Consider the following 23,968-nt stretch of genomic DNA (forward strand, 5'->3'; position numbering starts at 1 on the left):
GACCTCTAGTTTCCTAGTCAGACAAGTTATTCGTTCTAATTCTAATAACTTTGTTTTGAAAAATTAGCTTTCTTGAAAAAGCACAGTACTAAGATACCTTTCCCCTGTATCCGGCAATATCGTCACAATTAATTTCCCCTCATTTTCTTTACGTTTAGCAATTTGGAGAGCCGCAAATGTTGCAGCCCCAGAAGAAATTCCCACTAATATACCTTCTTCTTTTGCAAGAAGCCTAGCAGTATCTAAAGCTTCATCATTCTTGACTTTATAAATTTCATCAACAATGGGAAGGTTTAATACTTTAGGAACAAATCCTGCTCCAATCCCTTGAATTTTATGCGGTCCTGGCTGACCTCCAGAAAGAACAGGGGAATCAAAAGGCTCTACAGCAACTACCTGAATCGTCGGTTTACGTTTTTTAAGTACTTCACCAACACCCGTAATGGTACCACCAGTACCTACACCACCGATGATAATATCGACTTTACCATCAGTATCTTTCCATATTTCTTCGGCAGTAATTGCCCGATGAATCTCTGGATTGGCTGGATTGTTAAATTGCTGTGGAATAAAAGAATTTGGAGTTTGCGCTGCTAATTCTTCCGCTTTACGTATTGCTCCCTTCATTCCTTCACTACCTGGGCTCAATACTAATTCTGCCCCATATGCTTTCAATAAGTTACGCCGTTCAATACTCATAGTGTCAGGCATTGTTAATATCAATCGATAACCTTTAGCTGCAGCGATGAAAGCCAGGGCAATTCCGGTATTACCACTCGTCGGCTCAATAATGACCGTATCTTCTTTAATAAGTCCTTTTTCTTCAGCATCTTTAATCATACTAAAACCAATACGATCTTTTATACTGCCACCAGGATTAAAAGATTCTAATTTAACGACAACGTCAGCTTTCGATCCTTGGGAGACTTTGTTAATTCTAAGTAGTGGTGTACCACCGATTAATTCTGTAATATTATTAGAAATTTTTGACATACCATTCACTCCTCTTATTTTTTACTTATGCTTTACACTAACCATTTCCCTCATCAATATAAGAAAAAGCATCCTTTTCATACCAGTTTTTAAAGTAGGGAAGTTTAGTATTTTCACCTAAATTGCGATTAAAAGAAGGATTTTTCAAAACCCTTGCTAAGCGCCGAGCAAATTCAAAGACACCTGTATAACCTAAGAAAATATTACTTTGGTGAAATATTGGTAAAACAGGAATCCCTTGTTTACCTGCCCAGCCATTGCCACCAACATGGCCCACATATAAGTCAGGTTTCAAATTAGCAATTAAATTTGCTTGTTCAAAAGGCTGCCCAGTCGCTACATTGAAAGGAACTCTATCACCCTCTCTAACTTCGTCTAGCATTTCATCAGCAAACTGATCATAATGATAAGCGCGCATTCCTACAACTTCGAGTCCAAGGTAGGTAAGAAGTTCGGCATTGGCAACTACACGAATTTCACCACCGCCAATCATTACCCTTTTCCCTTTAAACAGTTCTCGATAAGGTACCAATGCTTCTTCTAGAAGTTTGGTCTCTTGAGCAATAAACCGCTCTGCCGCTTCTTCAATACCAAAGAATTTAGCAATATCCAAAATCCAACGATTTGTATATTTTACACCAATTGGAATCGTGCGAAGGACGTAGGGAATATTATACTTTGTTTTTAAATGTTCCACGAAATAATCATCATGAGTGGCACAAATACTCACATTTAATGACGCCTCAGTGGCCTTGAGAAAATCCTCAGGATGGGCATAACAAGGCAAGATGTTTAATTTGAGCTCCAGAGCCTTGAGTAATCTCACCAATTCATACTCGTCAATACGGCTCATAGAGGAAACATTGAGCACATTTACTGTCCGACTAATACGATATTTTTCCTGTAATTCTTCAAGTTGATTTTTATTATCTTGCTTAGATTTCACCTCTGCATCCAAATCTGGTATCAAATTCCTTAAGATTCCATGATAAACTGCATCATAAGCACTCGCCATAATTTTCGTTTTGAAGCCTTCGCAATGTACAGGTACTATTTTAGCTTGAATTTCGCCTTGCACTCCTTCAACAACGCTATCAATGTCATCGCCGATAATGGCTGGTACGCAGCTATTTACAATAATAATAGCACTTGGACGGAATTCTTTTTCAGCATACAAAATGGCATCTCGTAAATTATTTTCACCACCGTTGATTACTTCTGATTCACCCATATTAGTATTAACCCATAACAATCCTCGTGCATTACTGTCACGCAATTGTTGAAAGTTCTTATTAATTCCAGCAACCGATAAATTAGCTCCACCGCAACCAAGAGGACCATGTACAATAACCACTGCATCACGAATCGTATTCAATATAGCCAAACTTAAATTTAACTGGCAACCTTGTGTTTGGGAAAATGTCCTCTTAATCCCATTAAGGCATCCCTTTTTTGATTGGTCCACCAAGTTGTTGCATGATCCGCCATATGCATTACAGGCTCTTAAACGATCTTCACGTACTGGAGGTGCTTTATCTTTTATATAATCCATTTCATCCTCTCTCCTATCTGCTTCCTACTAATAATCCAAAAATATCTTCCACTAAACTTAATGCCCCACGATAACCCACATAGGCTCTGTCGAGTACAACCCTATTGGATAGTGGATAGGATACACCTAAATGTGGTGCCCCTATAGATGTAGCAAAATCCCTATCTAAACTACTTCCCAAAACAAATGCCGGGCTAAAGCTATCGAAATATCGATCATTATTATTTTTCTGCCACGAAGCATTAAAATGCTTGCTCACATTTGACGTATCGGTATCAAATACAAGTTTAGGACGAATACCAGAAGTAAAGTCTTGAAATCTTGTTTCGACCAGCTGCTTCTCTTCATCCGTAAGAACATCGGTAATCATCACGAGCTCTGGTAACCATCCCAAATCATCAGCCAAAAATCTAGCAATTGCCGGAGCATAATTGACATCAGCCACAACTACACTGTACCGTTGGAAATCCAAATCATTATAAACATCAGCCAATCGTTCTATATAGCTATAATAACGAGCCTTTTCCTCTGTTATAACCTTCTCAATGATAGTCTCTTTCGTTCCTAAGGCTTCGCCTACTGTACGCAAGAATCTTTCAGTTCCAGCTGCGCCGATAGGTAAGGGTGCAATCACATAAGGCACTCCATGGATTTCTTCGAATATTTTGGCAGGTTCAATCCCGTATACATCCGATACAACGATATTCAAACTAGCAGCACCAGCATATTTAAGATTATCTAGTGTTTCTCCTTCGCCAAAAAAGGTATTAACCTCATAACCAATTTTTTCAAGAAGCGCTTTCAATATATTCAAATTCCCTTTCCAAAATACATCCTGAATAGGGACAAGGCCAAATAAATTAACAACATTCTTTTTCTTCACTGGATTCTTTTCAACAAAGTCAGTGAATAGTTTACTTAGAACAATATCGTACCCTTTATACGAATTGCCTTTAAATCCACCTGTCTCCGCTCCCAAAACTGGCTTGCCCTCTTGGTGAAACCGATTTGCTACCGCCACTGCATCATCACCAATAATATCTACCATACATCCAGTAACTACAAAATATAAGTCACCATCAACAACTTCAAGTGTGGTAGCAATTTGTTCCGTTAATCGCTCTTCACCACCAAATACAATATCTTTTTCATAGATATTAGAACTTGGCAATGCCAATCCAGCACAATAGCCACTGCCCAAATAGCCAGATGCACCATGCAAGGCATTGGCAATATTACCACCGCACCCAGCTGCAGCATGGATAATAGGTATTACTCTTGGCAAGACTTTCAAAGTTGCTATTGCGCCCCCAAGAGTGCACAAATAGCGTGGCCGCTCTATAAATTTGCTCATATATCTTCCTCCGTGTACTATTAATTGAATTTCTCAGGATCAAATGGATATCGCCCAAACTCTCTAGCGACTTGAAACATAGCGTGAATATTTTCAACAGGAGCGCACATAGGAAGACCACAACCTAGAGCTAAAATGTAGCCTTTAGGATTGTCATATGCCTTACACAGGCACCCTTTAGCATCACGGATGACATCATCAGGTGTTCCTAGATACATTGTCGCTGTAGGTTTGACATTGCCTAACAGGGCTACCCGGTGACCAACTTCTTGTTTGGCAACTGCCAAATCGATGGTATCATCTAAACTAAGAATTCCCGCCCCAGTATCAGCCATTGACTTCCAGATTTTTCTTGTATTGCCACAAATGTGCAGGGTCGGGGCACTCCCGCTTAACTCTTTAATAGATTGAATCAAGCCGCGTAAATAGGGAAATGCGAATTCATCAAACTGTTTAGGTCCTATTAGAGTCGCCGACGCAGTAGGATCAGCAACACTAAATCTAACTCCTAATTTTGCAGCTTCTCTTACATAAGCGAGAGTGCTGTCTACAGCAAATTTTAGCAACCGATGAACAAATTCAGGATTATGATAAAGATCACGAAGAAATTGGTCTGTTCCTCGAATGTTAGCCGCTGTAGTAAAAGGTCCTGCAAGATTGCTAACCACAGGAACATCATCGCCTATCCCCTCAACCATGAGTTCTAAAGCCTTTAAATGTATGGGAAGACGACCTTTGCTCCAAGGATCAGGAATTTCTAGTCTTTCAAAATCGCCATACTCCTTGAGAACAAAATCTGTAATATATGGCGTATTCTCCTCTTTGGGATAAAAAACCGTAGACCCTACCGCTTCTGCAATACCAGGTAAACCAGGGCCAGTTCCCACAGACTCCACACCAAATATTCGGTAGGCTTCAAATTGAGTTTGCGCCGTATGTTCTGCTGAATAATAGCATTGCCAGTGATTAATTCCAGCCAACTTGCCCGCTTGGTTGCTCACTTGAATACTACATGGTACCCGATCAAAAGGTTTTCCGGTTAACACAGCTTCCATTCGTTCTTTGGGCTTCATTTCATCACGGAAAACTCTAGTGCCCACACTCTTTCCCTCACTTTCCGGCAATATTTATCATTTAATAAACAAAAAAGGCAAAGATTGATCCTTCTATTAGGATCCGTCTTTGCCTTCAGTACGTATTACTGATCAGTCAAATTTATTATGGATTTGTCGATAGCCATTTTTACAGTCCTCAAGTATTGAATACCTGCCAGATACTGTATAACTAAATAAAAAAGGCTAAAGTATATCCAAAAGGACACTACTTTAGCCTTCAGTTTTTCTGATCAGCCCAAAAAATATGTTATAAACACTGCACTTTTTCTTTAGTATAATTCATTTTACTAATTTGTCAATACACTTTCTCACCCTAATTAAAAAATAAAATTATAAGTTGTAAATATAAAACTGTTACAAACTGATTGCTTAAATTCACTGCCCTTATAAATCTATCATTTTGCTAAAAATATATTTACAATTCCAACTCTAAATGCTATCATCTTTATCAAATACTAAAATAAGTGTGCGCTTACACAACTAAATCAGTACTGGCTGGTTAGAAAAAACTAAAGGCCGAGTCTATCCTACGGGATAAACTCGGCTTTTTCGTTTTAATTCATTTTAGGGAGGTGGCATCATTGGTTAGAAGACTATTGATATTCGGAGTCTTGTTACTTTCACTCTTATCGGCTGGACTGGTTTCAGCAGCTCATAATGAGAAAGAATGCATAAGTCAAGAAACAGAAACGATTCAGAATAAGAGTAATTCTGATAAGACTGATATAACACATAAAAAAGATAAGTGTTGCGATAAAGATAACAAAGAAAACGAAGATAATTAAGAAAAGACTTGGCTTGTGCCAAGTCCTCGGACGCAGGCAGAAGCCTTCGTCCGAGGACTTGGAATCAAGAAAGTGTTATACTTTCTGATTCCGTAAAATAACTATAAAAGGATGATAAACAATGACACTTAATCGATTTCTAGTCCTGTCTTTTTTTATATTTTCCTTGGGAATTGTCATTTTGTACAATGGACTTAATAGGGTTCCTTTGAGACAAATTGATCCTAATGCACTCCATAAACACGGGCAATCTTCACTACTTCAGAGTGAAGCCGTAGCCAATAAGACAACTACCGCCTCGGCGACTGCTTTGCGTCTTAAGAATATAGATATTATACAGAAAAGGAGTTAACCATCATGAATCGTTATAAAATATTATCATGGATTGCTCTTTTTATTAGCATTTCACTGTTACTTTTACCTAAATATGTACCAATTTGCACAGGACATACAGGTGATGGCAATCCTATGCAATGCCATTATACATACCAGGCTGAATTTATCATTACATTACTTGCTATAATACTTTCTGCCAGTCTGTTAGTGCTACGCACTACTGAGGCCCGATTACTTAATAGCTTTGTTGTCTTCTTACTTGGAATTATCGTTATCATCCTACCCCAGCCATGGGCTATCGGCATCTGCGAAAATGGTGCTTGCTTAAAGACCACCTTTTTTACGACAATCGGCGGTAGTATACTTGCTATAATAGGCCTCGTGCTCCTTTTATTAACCCATAAAACACAATCGGAGGAGGTTATATGACCTTTCTAATTTGGAAAAATCTCTTGCATCGTAAACTGCAAAGCTTTGCTATCCTATTTTCCATCGCTACCGGGGTTGCCATTATTTTATGCGTTTGGGCTCTTTATAACGGAGTGTCTTTTGGTATGGATATTTCAAAACAACGTATGGGAGCTGATATTGTCATTATACCTGGCGGCGCAACCATAGAACCTAGCCTCGTATTATTTGGTGGAGCAGCGGCCAATACCTACATGTCCCAAAAAAACGTTGACGCCATTCGTTCTATTCCTGGAGTTCACAAAGCAACCCCTCAATTCTTCACCCATAGTTTAACAGCAGACTGCCATGACATTGGAACGAATAACCGTATGATTGGCTATGATCCAACCAGTGACTGGATCGTCGGGCCATGGCTAAAAAAACTACAAAAAACAGATCTCAAAGACAATGAGGTCATTCTCGGAGCGAAAGTACCTACTTGGACGCAAAATAAAATTATGATCCTTGGGACTTGGTATGATATTGTAACTGTCGCAGAAGAAACTGGAACAACTCTAGATTATTCACTCTTTGTCAGTATGGCTGAAGCACGCCGTGTTGTTAATAAAACTCCTGCACTAAAATCAATATGGGAAAAACAAGGACCGCCTGCTGAACTTATTTCCACAGTGTTAGTGCAAGTCGATGAATCAGCTAATATCATGGATATCGTGACAAAGATTCAACAAGTTGATTATGTGCAAACCATTGTGGCAGCAGATGTTAAGAAACGTATCAATGACCAGTTTACAGTTCTCATTGGTTTACTAGGGGGCATTGGCTTACTGGTGGTCTTGCTTTCTTTATTTCAACTCTTTTCACGTTTTTATACTTTAACTGTTGATAGGCAAGCAGAATGGGGACTTTACCTAGCACTTGGGGCTTCTAGTCAAGAGATATCTTCTATTATCGTGGGAGAAGCAGTAATCATCGCTTTTGCGGGATCGTTAGCTGGTCTTATTTTAGGTGGTGGGTTATATAAGCTAAGTTTAGTACTACTCCAGTCCTACCAATCCTTTCCTTTTGTTGAGCCAGCTTGGCACTTCTTCGCTATTGCCTCTCTCTTATTAATAGGAATTTTTTCTGCCCTAGGAGCTCTGGCCGCTTGGCTACCTGCTTACCGGGGTAGTCAAGTCGACCCAAGTACCGTCATGACACATGGTGAATTTAATTAATGTGGAGGGAAAAATGAGCAACTTAATTGAACTACAAAATATTAGTAAAAGTTATGGCGAGGATATCATTTTCTCAAACTTATCTCTCTCTGTAAAAAAAGGTACAGCGTTAGCCATTGTTGGCGATTCGGGTGGTGGAAAAACTACCCTTTTATCAGTCATGGGATTGCTGCAAAACACTACGTCAGGTAGGAGACTAGTTGATAATATTGATGTGGGTTCTTTAACTAAACAAGAACAAGGCAAAATGCGAGGTAAATATTTTGGTTTTGTTTTTCAAAGGGCCCGTTTGATCAACTCCCTCACAACTCTTGAAAATGTAATGATACCTGCCTGGCTAACCCAAAAAGATAGCAATTTAAAAAACAGAGCACTGGAATTATTAACCCACTTTAACATGGAACATCGTTTACATCACAAACCTGAGCAACTTAGTCTAGGGCAATTGCGTCGCATTTCCCTTGCCAGAGCCTTATTATTGAATCCCCCCATCTTATTGGCTGATGAACCAACCAACGACTTAGACCCAGCCTTGGCCAAAAGTGTTGCCGATTGTTTGTTACAAGCACGCAATACTGGAACCAGTGTCGTAATCATTACCCATGACCCTGCTTTGGCAGCCCGGGCTGATGAAGTCCTCAGTCTACAGAACGGACAACTAAACCGAGTTCAACACTAAGAGTACATACTTATAAGAAAAGACTTGGCTTGTGCCAAGTCCTCGGACGCAGGCAGAAGCCTTAGTCGTTCTTACTTGGAATCAAGAAAGTGTTATACTTTCTGATTCCGCAAAAAGCAAAGGTTAAAGAGCGCTAATTAACGCTTTTCAACCTTTGCTTTTTTTCTGAATAACAGTTGCTCCATCTTAATCAACGTAGAATAAATTCAATTTCACTATATACTTACCCAGGATACTATTGTAATCGTCGCGCTGATTAATAAACTCTGAAAAAATAAAATTACTACCTCCTCAATATTAGGTCTCATAATAACACCTTATTTGTCAATTGATTCACTGTGTAAGATAAACCATTCTCTACAGTATCACAGTACTCTACACTGTAAATTCCTTTTGCCCCTAATTGTAGTTTTGCATGATACCCAATACGCATTGTTAAAACAGCATCGCAATCTTGTACAGATAGAATTGTACCCTCTCTTTTTGATTCGTCATTATCACACTCTTCCATACCCTGACAATATTGTTCTACTGCTCGTTTTTCTAATACCTGAAAGTCATGACCATCACCTTGATAAATAATAAATTCAGCAGCATGGCCAAAATGCTGATCAACAAGTTTGCCATACTTAGATGTGACAGCAATTTTATATTGTTTTTCCTCTACCTTGGGTGTCCTTATCTTTGGTGTTTGTCGGTTGCACATACGAAATTCTTGTGAACGATCTTCCCCCAAAAGTCCAATAGCATCCGCTCGGCATTGCTTACAATGCCTCATTTGCTGAATATCGAGTTGGCAAGTATTCCTAAGATCATTAATATCTTTCATACTGGTTTGAGGGAATTCTTCAAAAGCACTACCTGGAGCAGGAATCAACGGCATAATATTGGTAATAAAGGCACCAAGTTCTTTTACTTTCTTCACTACCTCAGGTATATGATGGTCGTTGATACCTTTTATCATCACAATATTAACCTTGACTAGTACTCCACGTTGGGCTAGGTATTCGATACCTGCCAATTGATTTCTCGAAAGTAACTCTGCTGCCGCAGATCCTTCATAAATTTTCCCTTTATAAGAAACAAATTTATAAATTTTTGCTCCGATTTCAGGATCTAGTGCATTGACGGTCACTGTCACATGATGAACCCCTAGGGCAATAATTTCACTTGCATATTCTGGAAACATCAGCCCGTTCGTTGATAAACAAAATGTGACATCTGTGTTAGTTTCTTTTATTTTTTCAATTGTCGCCTTAGTATATTCCCAATTTGCCAAAGCATCACCTGGGCCAGCAATACCAACTACAGTTAGCTGGTCAATCTCTCTTTTTACCCAAACAAATTTTTCTTTGGCCAAATCTGGTGTTAAAACCTCGCTAGTTACGCCAGGCCTACTTTCGTTGACACAATCAAATTTCCGATTACAATAATTGCACTGTATATTACAATTAGGCGCTACTGGCAAATGGATGCGCGCATATTTATTGTGTGCATCAGCGGAATAACAAGGATGTTTTTTTGTTTTCTCTAAGATCTGATCACTTATCAAATTAGGGGAAGGGTTAGTCATTTTTCATCTCTCCTTCTGTACTAACAGTACTCCTAGGTAAGAACCTAATGTCATCTTATGAAATGAAGGCTACAGAAATAGTTACTTTTCTGCAGCCTTCAACTAATATGATCAGCTTATGGTTCTTTATTATATTCCTTCTGCTTTACTGCGTACCTCGCCTGTTTCCATAGCCAATAACTGATCAGCCCATTTAGCAGCCCAATCTCTTAGCTCGCTAATCTCTAAGGGTGACGGAACTTTTGATTCTGTAGTTTCTATCACTTTTTTCGCAAGACTTTGATATACTTTAGCCTGTTCTGAATTAGGTGCCGCTTCTATCGTTGTTTTGCCTTGTAGCTCAGATTGGGTTACAGTAACTGAACGAGGAACATATTCCACAACACGGGTCTTAGTTCTAGCAACAAAATCATCGATGATATCTTTTGCATAAGAAGCATTGATGGAATTAGCAATTAAACCACCTAGCAACGCACCACCTGAATTAGAGTATTTCTGAATTCCTTTAAATAAATTATTAGCAGCATACATCGCCATAAAGTCTGCCGATGACACTGTAAATACATGTTCAGCAATGCCTTCACGTATAGGAACAGCAAAGCCACCGCATACTACATCTCCCAAAACATCATAAATAATTACATCTAAATCTAATTCTTCATACACTTTTAATTGTTTTAATAATTGTACCGCAGTAATAATCCCCCTGCCAGCGCAGCCAACTCCGGGAGCTGGCCCACCAGCTTCTACACAATACACTCCATTAAATCCTTGAAAAATTACATCTTGGGCATTTACCTTATTTTTTTCTCTTAACGTATCAAGCACTGTCGGAATATAAGTGCCATCTCGCAAAGTATTTGTAGAATCAGCTTTAGGATCACAACCAAACTGCATAACTTTATAGCCCATCGTCGATAGTGCTGCACTAATATTAGAGGTAGTGGTTGATTTACCAATTCCCCCTTTTCCATAAATAGCAATTTGTTTAATTTTTTTACTCACAATGATTCCTCCTCATTTTTTAAAACAAAAAAGGTCAGAAAAACAATCCCGAGGGAAAGTTTTTCTGACCTTTGGCTTATTCCAATCAGTCATACCACTATATAATCTTTTATATATTATACTTAAAATTGACTAAAGATGCAAGTACCTTATCGCTTTTCATTTTTGCTCAGTCCTCTGGCACATATATATCCATAAATTAGTTCTTGATGAATGCAGCAACTTTTGGATCTTTCCTTAATTCCGCAAGGTCATCCCCAGTAGGCAGTTGTACCTTGTCACGCTCCACATTAACCAAACATAAAAATCCCAAGGGGAATTCCCCATTTGCTTGAAACTGATGCCATGTCTTGGGCGGTATCGTAATTACATCATTTTCTCCAATAGAGTGAATGTTATCTCCTAAAAGAACCTGGCCAGCACCGCGCAGGATCATAACCAAGTGAACATGTTCATGTCGCTCTAATGATGAGTAACCGCCTGGCTGTACCTCAAAGTAACGAAGTTGGCAAGTTAGATCCCCCAGCCCATCAAATAAAACCTGACGACTAATGTTTTTAAAGTTTGTACCAGTTTCTTTATAGGCCAAAGAGGACACATTTTCCCACTTGTAATCTCCAGAATATTTCACTATCATTATGCTTTTCCCCTTTCTTGTGTTGTAGCACGGCCCGCGGCAACTGGTTAGCCAGCCAATTACCTATTATCTGCTACAATTCTTGCTGCTGCCCAGCGGCAACGTGATCAAAATCAGTTATGGCCAGTTCTTTCTGACCCCTATAAGCAACATGTATAAGTTGAGTCCCCACCAAAGGATAAACGTTTATTTCTACTACTCACCCATATATGCTCTTTCATACCTATCACCTTCTTTTACTAAAATAAGAATATTTAAACCACAAAGACACAAAGAACACAAAGTTTTTTTTACAATGGATTTAATTATAAATGTTTTTTTCGTTTCCCTTTGTGTGACGCAATAGCGGCATTGTGTCTTTGTGGTTCGCAAAACTCTTATCGCCAATAATCTATTCCTATCCAACTATACTTTTTCTACTAAATCCAAAAAGTATCGGCAGTTTTTAACTAAATCCGGCCCTTGCTTAAAGAGCCCACCACCCATTAGAAAGGCGACATCCTTACCATATACATCTAATAGTTCTGGAATACGCTCTATTGTCATGCCACCCCCCGGACTAGGAAAAATCGATTTTAAGTGTCCCATAGTTTCTTCCGTACCGCGAACAATAGCGCGACATTCGTCAATGCTAAAAGAAAAACGCCCGCCAAAGTTCGGATAAATCACGGCATCAGCCCCGGCCAAACGGCTGATTTGCCCATAAAGAGCATAATGAGAAAAGCCAAATCCATAGGCAGAACTTGTTATATAACTGCCTTGAAAAGCAGGATGGCTAATGATAGGCAAAGCCAAACTATCTTCATCTGACAGCCAGCGCATCGTATCAAGCCCAATCAATGCAGGTGAGGCCAATAACCCGCCGACTCCAGCCTGCTTGGCAAATTGCGATCTGGATAAGATTTCATTAGCAGGAGCAGTTATATTTGGCACGTAGATACTGTTGCGTCCAGTTTCACGATTGGCCTTATGAACAGCTTCGCTACACAGCGTAACACGCTCTTCGAAAGGCGCAAAGGTCTGATTACTAAGGCCGTGATCGTCTTTAATAATATCAATGCCGCCTACTGCACATCGGTAAACGATATCAGCCAGTTGCACCGAGGTCAATCCCATAGGTTTAATAGCTGCAAACAGCAGTGGGCGGTCGAAAACCCCAAGCACCTGACGCAGCCCTTCACGTCCAAAGCGCGGCCCCTTAAATACCTTAAGCAGACTATCTGGTAAAATCAATTGATCCACCAGAATACCAGGTTTAATGCTGATATTGCCAAATACTACATTTAGCAATTGTGTTAGTTCATTTGCAGCTAGTTCAATCGCATAACTTATAACTACACGGTAACCTTGGTTGCTCTTAAGCGGCGCAAAGGAGTCAATGCGTCCCACTACTTCATTTTTTATAAAACCTGGTGCCAAAAGTTCATAGGGATATTCAATTGTCTGTTCGACGCAAATATCTTGGGCCTTAGCGTATGCTTCTTTTTCATTCCCTGTTACATGATAAATTACCGAAAAACGTTCTCCAGAAGTCATAGGTTAGACACTCCTTACTTCATTGTAATCCTTTTATCAGGTGGGACTTTAATTCTTACTAAATCATCATAGTAGGTGAATGGCCTAGAAAAAGCAAAAAGGCTAAGAATATTCTCATCGAATGTTCTTAGCCTTTAGTTTTCTAATCAGCTATTATCTATATTTTTTCTAAAAAGCAATAATTTAAATTCATGCTAACATTTTATGCTTATCATGTCAATATCTAGCCTTAGATTTGTCAAGAAATAACGCCCATCATCAAATCACTGCTATTTAGATTTATTTATAAGCGTGACGATGGGGTGTGATGACTAAAGCTGGCTGGGTAATATCTCCTTCAGGCATACCCTTAGTCTGATTAACTTTTCCGTGCCTTTCCTGTAAAGTTTCGAGTGGACCATAGTCCAATACCCGCATTGGACATGCCGAAACACAAACTGGTGGCTTACCTTCTGCCAATAATTCACGGCAAAAATCACATTTATCTATTTTTTTAGTTTTAGAATTATACTGGAGTGCATTATAAGGGCAGCTTCTAGTGCATTTTAGGCAACCTATACACAATTCTTGGTCAATATAAACAATACCATCCTCTATCCGCTTTTGGATTGCTCCAACTGGACAGCTGATAGCACAAACTGGATTGATACAGTGATTGCAACTGATAGACAGCCAAAAGGCATAAACCTCAGGAATAACTGCAAAACCCTTTTCTTGATAACCCCCACCAACAACTTCCGATACTTTACGAAAAAGTTGTCCTACCTCTAAATCATTCTTATCTTTACAAGCAATTTGGCAGGTCATACAACCAGTACAATGTTTTTGTTCAAAATAAAATGCGAGTTGCTTGCCCATGTATTATACCTCTCCTGCTTCATGCTTTTTAATTTGTACTAAATTAGTGTGCTGGGCATTACCAAAGGCTAATGGCGTTGGATGGTACTTTGTCAAAGAATTTATACAACCGCGCTCATCAACCCCATGCTCATTTGGTGCCCACCAAGCGCCTTGCGGTATAGATACTACCCCCGGCATGATGCGCGGTGTAATTTTTGCGGTTAGCACAATTGTACCACGATCATTGAAAACTTTTACTTTATCGCCATTATTTAGACCACGTTTCGCTGCATCCTTAGTATTTATCGACACTTGTTGTACTTCCGTTTCTTCCATCCAATCTGAATTATCCAGCGTAGAATGTACGCGACGTTTAGAGTGAGGTCCGATACATTGTAGAGGATACTTTTCTCGCAATAGATCTTCTGGTCCCTCCCATGCTGTAACGTATTTCGGTACTGCTGGAATTTCTCGCGGCTGGTTCATCTCCCATAAACGGGTTGAAAAGATTTCAATTTTTCCAGATGGTGTCGGAAAGGGATTATTTTTCGGGTCTTCGATCTGTTTTTTAAAAGCAATCGCTGGTTCTGGATATTGCCAATGGTAAACACCTTTTTCCTTAAATTCTTCATAGGTCGGAAAACCAGGATTTTTCTTGGCAGTTTCTTCAACTAAATAGCGCATCCACTGTTCCAGTGTCTTACCTTCAGTAAATTTTTCCTTAAGCCCTAAGCGCTCTGCTAAATCAGCGATCCAGTCATATCCATTACGACATTCAAAAACAGTGTCAACGGCTTTGCTTATGTAGAGAGCATAATCGCCGAATCCCCATGGTAAAGTAATATCGTCACGCTCTAGCATGTTATCCGCTGGCAGTAGAATATCGGCAAACTTAGCACTTGATGTAAGAAATTGATCATTAACAACAATCAGTTCAACTAAACTTTCATCTGCCAATAATTCAGCCGTACCATTCGTATCAGCATGCTGATTAATTAAACAATTTCCTGCTAAGTTAAAAATGAGTTTAATGTTTGAAGATAATTGTTTAACACCTTTGACACTTAGATCGGCACCCATGCCTTTACCGCGTTTAATGGCATCGGGCCAACTAAATACAGATATTTGCGCTTTACAAGGATTAGAGGCTGGAATAGAGGCTACAAAGTTAGCCCGGGATTGCCCTCCATTACCAGATGCCCAGCCGCCTTTGACACCAATATTGCCGGTTAACGCCGCCAATACGGTACCACTACGCACTACCTGCTCGCCATAAGCATGACGCTGAGGACCATAGCCTTGTATCAAAGCACCAGGGCGATTCGTTGCATATTCCCAAGCAAGCTGAACAATCGTCTCTACTGGTATACCTGTAATCCGTTCCGCCCAGGCAGGAGTTTTTGGCGTATTGTCTTCACTTTCACCTAGAATATAACTTTTATAGGACTGACCTACTGGAATTCCTGGTGGCATATGCTCTTCGTCAAAACCTAGGCAGTATGTATCAAGAAATTTTTTGTCATGGATATTTTCTGTAATCATTACATAAGCCATTGCATCTAGAAGAGCACTGTCCGTCGTTGGGCGAATCGGTATCCACTGATCAGCAAGGGCGGCAGCTGTATTCGAATAGATAGGGTCAATACTGATAATTTTTGCTCCAGCTGCTTTGGCTAATTTAAGGTAATAGGCTGTATTGGTTCCCCACACTACATCCGCAGGATTCCAACCAAGCAAAATAATCAGCTTGGAATTAACCCAATCTTCTCTGCTATTGCCCGTCCGGGTTGTACCAAAGGTAAAAGGAGTAGCCATTGACGAACATGCCGAGCTGTAGCTCCCATAATAGGAAAGGAATCCTCCATCTAAACCCATTAAACGTTCCATCCAGGTACGTTCAGCTACTCTCCCCACATTACCCGTACCATAATTCAAATAAATGGCTTCGGGGCCGTATTGCTGACGAATGCGTTTCGTATGACTCGCAATACTATCTAGTGCTTCATCCCAGGAAATACGTTCGAATTTCCCTTCACCTCGTTTACCTACTCGTTTCATGGGATATTTCAATCGGTCGGGATGGTAAAGTCGGTCTCGATACCCACGGCACCGCATACATCCTCGCAATTGGAGCATTTCTTCTGTATCTGGATGTTCATTATCCGTAGTTATGCGGACGACTCGCCCATCCCGAACATGGGCCTTATTCAAGCATCTTCCACCGCAATTATGCGTACCTGAGGTAGGCACAATCTTTATATCGGACTCCGTCTTTTTCATCACTGTTGAACTAGGCTTCTTATCTAATGGTATTTGAGGCTTGGGCATTTATCATTTTTCCTTTCAAAAGCACTATGGAATATATCAAAATTCTGTCACATTTTTTCATTTAGATAAGATTCGAGCATTAGACCACATCCTCCTGCAAAAATGTAAAGCTATCCTGTTCTAACCACCAATTCGTATAAGGAAGTTTTACATGCAGCGCCAGATTTTTCGCCAAATTGCGGTTAGTTAATACATCAATAAGTCTGTGACCGAAATCAACTAATCCTTGATATCCATAGGCACTAAATTCATCAGCAACCATAATGGAAGGTATCCCTAATTTTGTTGCCCATACCGTTGTGCCACCATGACGACCGATATACAAATCGGGTTTAAGTCGATTTAATAAATTAATAACCTCAAAATTCTGCTGGTCGGCCACACTGACAGGGATGTCGGTTTCAGCACTTAATAAAAATTGTGAAGCCTCAGGACTAACGCCATTGTCATGCTGTGGATCAAAATGCCAAGTAGATCCCCAAATCACTTCAACACCGAGTTCTTGCAGCGTCCTAATATAATTATGACCAAAACTTGGTCCCATACCAACAACTGCTTTATACCCCTCTAGCTTTCCTCTTACCTCAGCCAAATCAGCAGCAACTTTTTCTTTTTCTTCACTAATATAGGCTTCCACTTCAACTTCCTTACCAGTCGCTACTCCAAGCCCTCGCAGCCAACTATCCATACCAGCAATACCATGAGGCTGCAAGGTTTGAATATAAGGGACTCCATACTGCTCTTCAAGAGCATTGCCTAGGTAACTACCTAAGGTTCCGCAAATACTAATTGTTGCGGCAGACTCCGAGATTTTCGACAACTGTTCGATGGTGCTAAAGGGCACAATAAATACTGGCTCCAATCCAAAACGAGCCAGAGTCGCAGTGATCTCTTTGCGTGCACTACCAGTAAAGTTAATCATATTTACTTTGTTGTTTTTTTGCTGTGGTGGTTTGACAATTGCTGTCACGATCGCATGCAAGGCAGCGTCAAAGCCAGAAGCCCACACCTTAGAGCGAAAACCTTCGCAAAAAACAGGAGCAAGAGGCACGGGTATTTCCTCCTGCAGTTCATCCAATACACTTTTCACATCTTCGCCAATGATGCCCGATACGCAAGAAGTCGTCACAAAAATTGCTTTGGGGTTAAACCGTCTGTAAGCTTCTCTCACAGCAACCTTCAGTTTGCCCACAGCACCAAACACCGTATCTTCCTCAACCATATTGGTATTAATGATATTGACATTGGTGTGTTTCCAATTCCTAATCTTTTCTCCCCATTTTCGATTCGTATTCGCAGCAATGGTATCTGCCGCACAACCTACTGGTCCATGGATAACAATTGCCGCATCTAAAATTGCAGAAAGATAAAATTGAGCGCAACCAGAGCTACAAGCGCTGGCTTGGCTAAAACATCGCTCTTTATTTTTCAAGGAGCCACATGATCCTTGTGCTACTAAATCACGTATGGTGCCTTGATATCCAGTAATCGATCCTAGTCTATTTTCTCTTGTCGGTGCTTCAGAACTCTGTAAATTTATCGCCATGGGTAAAATCCTCCCTTCATTAATCCAATTGATAAAATACATCTCATAAAATATTTCTATTGAAAATCTTCCAACACGATTGAATAAATATCTTCAACCAACCGTAATGCACCGCCATATCCTACATAAGAGCGGTTTAGTACCAACCGATCACTTACTGGCATGGATACTGACAATTGGTAACCATTAATTTCTTCTGCCAAAACCTTCTCCCAGGCGCTACCAATGAGTAATGGCCTGCCACGAAGCTTGATTTTGCGAATATCTTCATGTACTGCCCCGCCGTCATTATCAAATATAATATTCGCTGTGATACCATCTGCAAAATTTTTAAACTCGGCTTCGATATCAGCTTGGTATACTTCTGTTACTCCATCAGTTATATATTGTGTTTCAGGTAGTAATCCCAAATCGTTGATTAAAAATTTGGAGATCCCCAGAGAATAGAAACTATCGGCAATCGTGATAAAACGCCTTGGTAACAATCTTGTTTCAAGAAGTACGTCTGCTGAACGTTCTATGTAATAATAATAGTCAGCTTCATACTTACTGATGACCTTCTCAATTTTTTCTTCATCGACACCTGCATATTTACCCACATTCCGGAGAAATTTATTGGTCTCCGTAGGTCCAATGGGTAAAACGGGATAATGTAAATAAGGTGTCCCAAATTTTTCTTCTAAATGCTTAACATTTTTTAGACCGACCCATGGAGAGATTAATAGATTAAACTGGGCCTTAGGAACTTTCGCCAGAGCATCAAGACCATGACCTGGTCCAAAAATAACATTAGGTTTGAGTCCTAGCTCAGCAATCAGAGATCCTAATTCTTTAAGATTACCTACCCAAAAGGGATCATGGAAAGGTACAACTGACCAAATATTCACAAGACCTGGTTCCACTGTTTCACCAGGCTGTAAATACTGATCGATGATGGCATCAAGCACCAATTCATGCCCGAATAAATTGGTCCCTTTAAACCCACCTGTTTCAACAAAGACCACAGGCTTCCCCTGCTCCTGAAAACGATGAGCCACTTCGCCAACATCATCACCTACAATATCTGAAGTGCAACCAGTCAAAATAACAAAAAGATCAGCATCGATCACCTCTAGAGAATTTTTAACGATATTTCGAAGTCGCTCGTCACCACCAAATATGACCTCTTTTTCTCCGATATTAGTGCAAGGCACTGAATGTCCCCCCACATAACCAGAACCTTGGCATCCATTTTGAAAACCTAAAGCTCCCCACAACTTTTGCCCGCAGCCTGGCCCTGCATGAAGTATGGGGACTGCCCGATCAATTGCTAGTACCGATTGCAATGCTCCTAGAGAGCATACATGTCTAACTTGTTCAACATGTTGTGACATTAGACCACCTCTTCCTCTCAAACTTCTTATATATATTGAACTAAATATCCTTAAAGGCAATCGTCAGAAATGGGATATAGGGTTGAGCAGCGTTACTTAGTAAACAAGCAATCCCTATATCCCATTTTTGACCGTGCGTTATATGTGGTTGACTACACTGACCAATAGATCATTTGATCGATCTGCCAATAATCTGGAGTTCACTCAAAGGCATGGGTTATAATGTCGGAAGCCTTTATTTTTCCTTTAGGAATTACATTTGAGTTTTCCAAGTCTTGTATCCATGGTTCAATTTCCGATTCATTTATTTTAGTATCGGAAGCGTAATAATGTACAGCATTAACTGGTACTTTAATCCAGTCTTCCGTCATTTTTCGAGACTCTTCCGGATTATCATTCGCCCATTTTTGAGCTTTGGTAATAGCTCGCGCAAATTTTTTGATTGTATCAGGATGTTTATCTATAAATTCATCGGTGAAGAAATAAAATCCTAAACCACCTGCTACGCCAACACCAGCATCTAAGCTATCTGCAATTTTGACAGCACCCGACTCTTCCATGCCTTTATAATATGGTGGATGTACACCTGCTACCGTTATAAGGCCTTGCTTTAATGCTTGAATTGCTTGAATATCAGGCATGGAAACCCACTCAATTTTATTTCTAGGAAATCCTTGATGATCTGCAATATTATTTCCGAGGAAATCTGCGCATATATTATTCGTGATCGTAGAAAATTTAAGTTGACCAGATAGTTTGTTCAAATCGGCAAAGGAATGAACATCTGGGGTAACTGCAGGATTTACATACCAAAACATATGACGTAGTCTTGGATTTTGATCTGGTGTTGGATCAATACCATTTTTCACCACACCCTTAATTTTTGCTCCTCCAGCAATTGCTACAGTGAGAGTATTCGGGTGAGCACTACCCACATCATTATTGCCATTAAGAACAGAAGGGAGTTGTTGAGCAGGCTGCGTATCCCCCGTATAAACAACCTTAAGTCCTTCTTCTGCAAAAAATCCCTTCTGATCTGCAACAATCCAAGGCGTGGAAGCGCAATCAGTCTTCGACCAGGTTTTTATAGGGTATAACCCATCATCCTTTGTACCACTGCTAGCGGGTTTATTACCAAGCTGGGCACCATAGACTACTGAGCCCACTACGACAAGGGCAACGATTCCTAATAAAATTTTCTTTACAATCTTCTTGTCAGCCATAATATACACTCTCCTTTTTTAATATTCAGCCGGATTTTCTTTCCAGCTTATGAATTTGCGTTCGAGTATAACAAACAGATAATTCATGAACAATCCTAAGGCAGATATGGTAATTGTAGCCGCAAACAAAATTGGAATTTGATAGTTAGTTTGTGCATTCCATATCAACCAACCTAGACCACTACTTGCACCAATCATTTCAGCGGCGATGAGCATAAAAAACGCTACACTTGAACTGGTTTTAAGACCATGAAAGATGTTCGGCGAAGCAGCTGGCAATATAACTTTGAAAAATAATGTTCTTCCTCCTACCCCCATGGAACGCGCCGACTTAATTAACAACTCATCGACATTTTTAATTCCTGTGATGGTGTTTAGCAAAATTGGCCACAAGCATACCCAAAAAATCATGGATATCTTAGATACCTCGCCAATACCAAACAAGAGAATAAAGATCGGGAAAAGAGAAAATGGATTTACTTCCCCAAGTAGCCGTAGCACTGGAGTGAGAATACGTTCAAAGAGTTTAAACCATCCTCCTAGAAAAAAACCTAAAGGAATGGCAATCACAGCTGCACACACAAAACCAAAAACAGCCCTCCCTAAACTGACTCCAATATGTTTTATTAAAATACCACTTACTAGCAGCTCCCAAAGAGTACTTACGATAATTGTCGGTGGTGAAATAAAGGTTTGCGGGACCCAGCCCACTCTAGGCGCTATTTCCCAAATTCCAATAAAAATAATAATTGATAGACTATCATAAACGATTGCAGTTATTTTTTTTAGTAGCGTTCCTACTTTATCTTGCTCAATATGCTTTCCCGACCTTTTCTCTACTACTTTTTGCAATGCTGTTTCCATTTTTATCAACCCCTCTCAGAACTTTGCTTCCAATCCAATAGATTATCTTCCAGCAAGTAAAGCAGATAATTGATTGTCATTCCTAATAAAGCAATGGTCATCGTTGCCGCAAATAACCGGGGCATAATATTATTTACCGCTGAGTTCTGAACCAGCCATCCAAGACCAGCGCTAGCGCCAATCATTTCAGCTGCAATTAGCATTAGAAATGCATGGGATGCGCCCGTTCGTATCCCTGTAAAAATAACCGGGGCTGCTCCTGGTAAAATCACTTTGCTAAAGATGGTAAATTTATCAGCACCAATTGACCGTGCACTTTTAATATAAAGAGGATCGACATTCTGAACACCAACAATGGTAGTAAAAAGTACTGGCCAAATTGTGGACCAAAAGATAATGCTTACCTTGGCAACTTCACCAATTCCAAAAAACAGAATAAAGATTGGAAAAAGGGAAAAAGCGTTAATTTGTCCGAATACTCGCAGTAGTGGCCTTAGTTGTCTTGATAACGCTGGGAAAACACCACCTAAAATAAAACCAGCAGGCACTGCAACGGCAATTGCCAGCACGAATCCAATAAAACTCCTCTGTAAGCTTGCGGCAATATGAATGAACAAACTACCATCCGCTGCAAGTTTTCCGACCGCTAAAAGTACTTGGGACAGTGGCGGAATAAATTGACCGTCGACGATTCCAAGGCGTGGTGCTATTTCCCATAGTAGAAAGAAAATTACAATTCCTGAAACATCGATTAATTTATCCACTAGACTATTTACATGATCTTTCATTTTCTTTTTTCTCCCTTTCTCTATAATATAAGATTGCCAACTGATTCACTGCATACCGTAAGCCATTTCCTACCTATCACACTGTAGATATCCGTTGGAATCGCAACGTATTTTCACTCACAGTACCTATGTCATTTTTCACCTCGCCTTCCTGTACCAGCTTTTTAGGATTATCATAATCACTATAAAACTGCTAAATAACTTCAATGTATCCACTCTGTAAAAAAAGGAAGGCTCACAGAAATAGTTACTTTTCTGCAGCCTTCACTTTAACTTGATCAGCCTCTTTTCCTCTATTAAATTCCCGATGCTTTGCCACGCACTTCGCCTGTTTCTATTGCCAATAAGTGATCCGCCCATGAGGCAGCCCACGCTCGCAATTCGCTTATTTGCAATGGTGCAGGAACTTTTGATTCCGTAGTTTCGATCACCTTTTTCGCAAGGCTTTGGTACACTTTCGCTTGCTCCGAATTTGGTGACGCTTCTATCGCGGTTTTTCCTTGCAGCTCAGCTTGGGTTACAGTGACGGAACGGGGAACATATTCCACAACGCGCGTCTTGGTTCTAGCAACAAAGTCATCAATGATATCTTTCGAGTACGGAGTATTGATGGAATTCGCAATCAAGCCACCTAACAGCGCACCACCTGAATTAGAATATTTTTGAATGCCTTTAAACAAATTGTTCGCGGCATAAACAGCCATAAAATCGGCGGATGACACTGTAAAAACATGCTCAGCAATACCTTCACGTATGGGAACGGCAAAACCACCGCATACTACGTCTCCTAAAACATCGTAAATGATTACATCTAAATCTAATTCTTCATATACGTTTAACTGTTTTAACAATTGGACCGCAGTAATGATCCCCCTACCAGCACAACCAACTCCTGGAGCCGGTCCACCAGCTTCCACACAATAAACTCCATTGAAACCTTGAAAAATCACATCTTGGGCATTTACCTTATTTTTTTCTCGCAGTGTATCGAGCACTGTAGGAATATAAGTTCCATCCCGCAAAGTATTGGTGGAATCGGCTTTAGGATCGCAACCAAACTGCATCACTTTATAACCCATTGTTGATAACGCGGCACTAATATTAGAGGTCGTGGTGGATTTACCAATTCCCCCTTTTCCATAAATAGCAATTTGTTTAATTTTTTTACTCATTTTTTTATTCCTCCTACTCTTTATAAGAACAAAAAAGACTAGAGTGATATTTCCATAGAAATATCATTCTAGCCTTTGGTCTTTCATCCAACCAGCTATATTATTCAATTTACTTTGCCACAATAGCTTCATTCCCTTTAAAAGCATCTTAAAAACGGGAATTAAGATTCATCTACACAACCTTATTAAGATCAACAATCAAGGCATCAACATTGATACCATGAGCCGTTGCTCCTTGCTCAATATTTTCAAAACGGGCAGCAGAGCAACCAAAACATCCCATACCATAGTTGCGAAATATCCCCACTGTTTGCGGATGGATTTCAACAACTTCGCTAATACTCATTTCTTTAGTAATCTTCATTTTTATCTCTCCTTATAGTTTAAAATAAAAGGGCAGATTTTTTTCAATATGAAAAAAATCTGCCTCTGGTTTTTCCAGTCAACAAGTTACCAATATTATTTTAGTTAGTAATTTGATTTATGGTTTAGATTATAAACTTCAAATCGGTTCCTGTCAATCTTATTTTTGTGATTATATACCTGTAATGTTTTCTGCCAGCACGTATTTCTTCTATTAGAATTACGCCTGTTCAAATACAATCGCAGAACATCAATTCACAAGAAATTTCAAGCAACTGAAT

At 39.8% G+C, this 23,968-nt stretch carries 21 protein-coding genes; 4 read left to right on the top strand and 17 right to left on the bottom strand.

Annotated elements, in window-relative coordinates:
• Positions 1–63: 63 nt before the first annotated feature.
• The 4 genes from cysK to UFO1_RS14070 are packed head-to-tail and all read right to left on the bottom strand — an operon-like array spanning position 64 to position 4,999.
• Positions 64–993: a cysteine synthase A gene (gene cysK, locus UFO1_RS14055; RefSeq protein WP_038671776.1), complete on the bottom strand. Its 930-nt coding sequence runs from the start codon at positions 991–993 to the stop codon at positions 64–66.
• Between the two features lie 37 nt (positions 994–1,030).
• Complete coding sequence (locus UFO1_RS14060) at positions 1,031–2,545, bottom strand: nitrogenase component 1 (RefSeq protein ID WP_038671778.1); 1,515 nt, start codon at positions 2,543–2,545, stop codon at positions 1,031–1,033.
• Positions 2,546–2,558: 13 nt separating this feature from the next.
• The gene (locus UFO1_RS14065; protein WP_038671780.1) at positions 2,559–3,899 is read right to left on the bottom strand and encodes a nitrogenase component 1; all 1,341 of its coding nucleotides are present in this window, start codon (positions 3,897–3,899) and stop codon (positions 2,559–2,561) included.
• A gap of 20 nt (positions 3,900–3,919) precedes the next feature.
• Complete coding sequence (locus tag UFO1_RS14070) at positions 3,920–4,999, bottom strand: uroporphyrinogen decarboxylase family protein (RefSeq protein ID WP_236639200.1); 1,080 nt, start codon at positions 4,997–4,999, stop codon at positions 3,920–3,922.
• A gap of 596 nt (positions 5,000–5,595) precedes the next feature.
• Here UFO1_RS14070 and UFO1_RS14075 point away from each other — a divergent pair.
• The 4 genes from UFO1_RS14075 to UFO1_RS14095 all read left to right on the top strand — a co-directional run bounded on the left by UFO1_RS14075 (position 5,596) and on the right by UFO1_RS14095 (position 8,439).
• Positions 5,596–5,799 (top strand): hypothetical protein, encoded by a 204-nt coding sequence (locus UFO1_RS14075; RefSeq protein ID WP_038671782.1) that lies wholly within the window; start codon positions 5,596–5,598, stop codon positions 5,797–5,799.
• 357 nt (positions 5,800–6,156) lie between these two features.
• Positions 6,157–6,564 carry a DUF4418 family protein gene (locus UFO1_RS14085; protein ID WP_051788942.1) on the top strand — a complete coding sequence of 136 codons (408 nt, stop codon included), beginning with the start codon at positions 6,157–6,159 and terminating at the stop codon, positions 6,562–6,564.
• Entirely contained in the window at positions 6,561–7,760 is a 1,200-nt protein-coding gene (locus UFO1_RS14090; RefSeq protein ID WP_038671784.1) for an FtsX-like permease family protein, read from the top strand. Before UFO1_RS14085 ends, UFO1_RS14090 begins: the two co-directional genes overlap by 4 nt.
• Before the next feature lie 13 nt (positions 7,761–7,773).
• Positions 7,774–8,439: an ABC transporter ATP-binding protein gene (locus UFO1_RS14095; RefSeq protein WP_038671787.1), complete on the top strand. Its 666-nt coding sequence runs from the start codon at positions 7,774–7,776 to the stop codon at positions 8,437–8,439.
• Between the two features lie 304 nt (positions 8,440–8,743).
• On the opposite strand, the gene nifB is transcribed toward UFO1_RS14095, so the two are convergent.
• The 13 genes from nifB to UFO1_RS14160 all read right to left on the bottom strand — a co-directional run bounded on the left by nifB (position 8,744) and on the right by UFO1_RS14160 (position 23,688).
• Positions 8,744–10,012, bottom strand: a complete 1,269-nt coding sequence (gene nifB, locus UFO1_RS14100; RefSeq protein ID WP_038671789.1) for a nitrogenase cofactor biosynthesis protein NifB — start codon at positions 10,010–10,012, stop codon at positions 8,744–8,746.
• Positions 10,013–10,141: 129 nt separating this feature from the next.
• On the bottom strand, positions 10,142–11,017 hold the full coding sequence (gene nifH / locus UFO1_RS14105; RefSeq protein ID WP_038671792.1) for a nitrogenase iron protein: 876 nt from the start codon (positions 11,015–11,017) through the stop codon (positions 10,142–10,144).
• A gap of 199 nt (positions 11,018–11,216) precedes the next feature.
• A complete protein-coding gene (locus UFO1_RS14110; RefSeq protein WP_038671793.1) occupies positions 11,217–11,654 on the bottom strand; it encodes a cupin domain-containing protein in 438 nt (145 codons plus the stop codon).
• 405 nt (positions 11,655–12,059) lie between these two features.
• Complete coding sequence (locus UFO1_RS14115; RefSeq protein WP_038671795.1) at positions 12,060–13,190, bottom strand: RuBisCO large subunit C-terminal-like domain-containing protein; 1,131 nt, start codon at positions 13,188–13,190, stop codon at positions 12,060–12,062.
• Between the two features lie 279 nt (positions 13,191–13,469).
• Positions 13,470–14,048 carry a DMSO/selenate family reductase complex B subunit gene (locus tag UFO1_RS14120; RefSeq protein WP_038671797.1) on the bottom strand — a complete coding sequence of 193 codons (579 nt, stop codon included), beginning with the start codon at positions 14,046–14,048 and terminating at the stop codon, positions 13,470–13,472.
• 3 nt (positions 14,049–14,051) lie between these two features.
• On the bottom strand, positions 14,052–16,310 hold the full coding sequence (locus tag UFO1_RS14125; RefSeq protein WP_038675215.1) for a DMSO/selenate family reductase complex A subunit: 2,259 nt from the start codon (positions 16,308–16,310) through the stop codon (positions 14,052–14,054).
• A 127-nt stretch (positions 16,311–16,437) separates the two neighbouring features.
• Complete coding sequence (locus UFO1_RS14130; RefSeq protein WP_038671799.1) at positions 16,438–17,904, bottom strand: nitrogenase component 1; 1,467 nt, start codon at positions 17,902–17,904, stop codon at positions 16,438–16,440.
• A 56-nt stretch (positions 17,905–17,960) separates the two neighbouring features.
• Entirely contained in the window at positions 17,961–19,277 is a 1,317-nt protein-coding gene (locus UFO1_RS14135; protein WP_038671800.1) for a nitrogenase component 1, read from the bottom strand.
• A 200-nt stretch (positions 19,278–19,477) separates the two neighbouring features.
• Entirely contained in the window at positions 19,478–20,500 is a 1,023-nt protein-coding gene (locus UFO1_RS14140) for an ABC transporter substrate-binding protein (RefSeq protein WP_038671802.1), read from the bottom strand.
• Between the two features lie 18 nt (positions 20,501–20,518).
• Complete coding sequence (locus tag UFO1_RS14145) at positions 20,519–21,364, bottom strand: ABC transporter permease (RefSeq protein ID WP_038671804.1); 846 nt, start codon at positions 21,362–21,364, stop codon at positions 20,519–20,521.
• A 5-nt stretch (positions 21,365–21,369) separates the two neighbouring features.
• Positions 21,370–22,152 (bottom strand): ABC transporter permease, encoded by a 783-nt coding sequence (locus UFO1_RS14150; RefSeq protein ID WP_038671806.1) that lies wholly within the window; start codon positions 22,150–22,152, stop codon positions 21,370–21,372.
• Positions 22,153–22,448: 296 nt separating this feature from the next.
• Positions 22,449–23,324, bottom strand: a complete 876-nt coding sequence (nifH, locus tag UFO1_RS14155; protein ID WP_038671808.1) for a nitrogenase iron protein — start codon at positions 23,322–23,324, stop codon at positions 22,449–22,451.
• 172 nt (positions 23,325–23,496) lie between these two features.
• Positions 23,497–23,688 (bottom strand): DUF1858 domain-containing protein, encoded by a 192-nt coding sequence (locus UFO1_RS14160; RefSeq protein WP_038671810.1) that lies wholly within the window; start codon positions 23,686–23,688, stop codon positions 23,497–23,499.
• Positions 23,689–23,968: the final 280 nt, after the last annotated feature.

The sequence above is a fragment of the Pelosinus sp. UFO1 genome (assembly GCF_000725345.1).
GTDB lineage: Bacteria > Bacillota > Negativicutes > DSM-13327 > DSM-13327 > Pelosinus.

Excerpts from the sequence above, each read along its gene's own strand:
- cysK (WP_038671776.1), bottom strand. The coding sequence starts at position 993 with ATGTCAAAAATTTCTAATAATATTACAGAATTAATCGGTGGTACACCA.
- UFO1_RS14060 (WP_038671778.1), bottom strand. The coding sequence starts at position 2,545 with ATGGATTATATAAAAGATAAAGCACCTCCAGTACGTGAAGATCGTTTA.
- UFO1_RS14065 (WP_038671780.1), bottom strand. The coding sequence starts at position 3,899 with ATGAGCAAATTTATAGAGCGGCCACGCTATTTGTGCACTCTTGGGGGC.
- UFO1_RS14085 (WP_051788942.1), top strand. The coding sequence starts at position 6,157 with ATGAATCGTTATAAAATATTATCATGGATTGCTCTTTTTATTAGCATT.
- UFO1_RS14090 (WP_038671784.1), top strand. The coding sequence starts at position 6,561 with ATGACCTTTCTAATTTGGAAAAATCTCTTGCATCGTAAACTGCAAAGC.
- UFO1_RS14095 (WP_038671787.1), top strand. The coding sequence starts at position 7,774 with ATGAGCAACTTAATTGAACTACAAAATATTAGTAAAAGTTATGGCGAG.
- nifB (WP_038671789.1), bottom strand. The coding sequence starts at position 10,012 with ATGACTAACCCTTCCCCTAATTTGATAAGTGATCAGATCTTAGAGAAA.
- UFO1_RS14110 (WP_038671793.1), bottom strand. The coding sequence starts at position 11,654 with ATGATAGTGAAATATTCTGGAGATTACAAGTGGGAAAATGTGTCCTCT.
- UFO1_RS14115 (WP_038671795.1), bottom strand. The coding sequence starts at position 13,190 with ATGACTTCTGGAGAACGTTTTTCGGTAATTTATCATGTAACAGGGAAT.
- UFO1_RS14120 (WP_038671797.1), bottom strand. The coding sequence starts at position 14,048 with ATGGGCAAGCAACTCGCATTTTATTTTGAACAAAAACATTGTACTGGT.
- UFO1_RS14125 (WP_038675215.1), bottom strand. The coding sequence starts at position 16,310 with ATGAAAAAGACGGAGTCCGATATAAAGATTGTGCCTACCTCAGGTACG.
- UFO1_RS14130 (WP_038671799.1), bottom strand. The coding sequence starts at position 17,904 with ATGGCGATAAATTTACAGAGTTCTGAAGCACCGACAAGAGAAAATAGA.
- UFO1_RS14135 (WP_038671800.1), bottom strand. The coding sequence starts at position 19,277 with ATGTCACAACATGTTGAACAAGTTAGACATGTATGCTCTCTAGGAGCA.
- UFO1_RS14140 (WP_038671802.1), bottom strand. The coding sequence starts at position 20,500 with ATGGCTGACAAGAAGATTGTAAAGAAAATTTTATTAGGAATCGTTGCC.
- UFO1_RS14145 (WP_038671804.1), bottom strand. The coding sequence starts at position 21,364 with ATGGAAACAGCATTGCAAAAAGTAGTAGAGAAAAGGTCGGGAAAGCAT.
- UFO1_RS14150 (WP_038671806.1), bottom strand. The coding sequence starts at position 22,152 with ATGAAAGATCATGTAAATAGTCTAGTGGATAAATTAATCGATGTTTCA.
- nifH (WP_038671808.1), bottom strand. The coding sequence starts at position 23,324 with ATGAGTAAAAAAATTAAACAAATTGCTATTTATGGAAAAGGGGGAATT.
- UFO1_RS14160 (WP_038671810.1), bottom strand. The coding sequence starts at position 23,688 with ATGAAGATTACTAAAGAAATGAGTATTAGCGAAGTTGTTGAAATCCAT.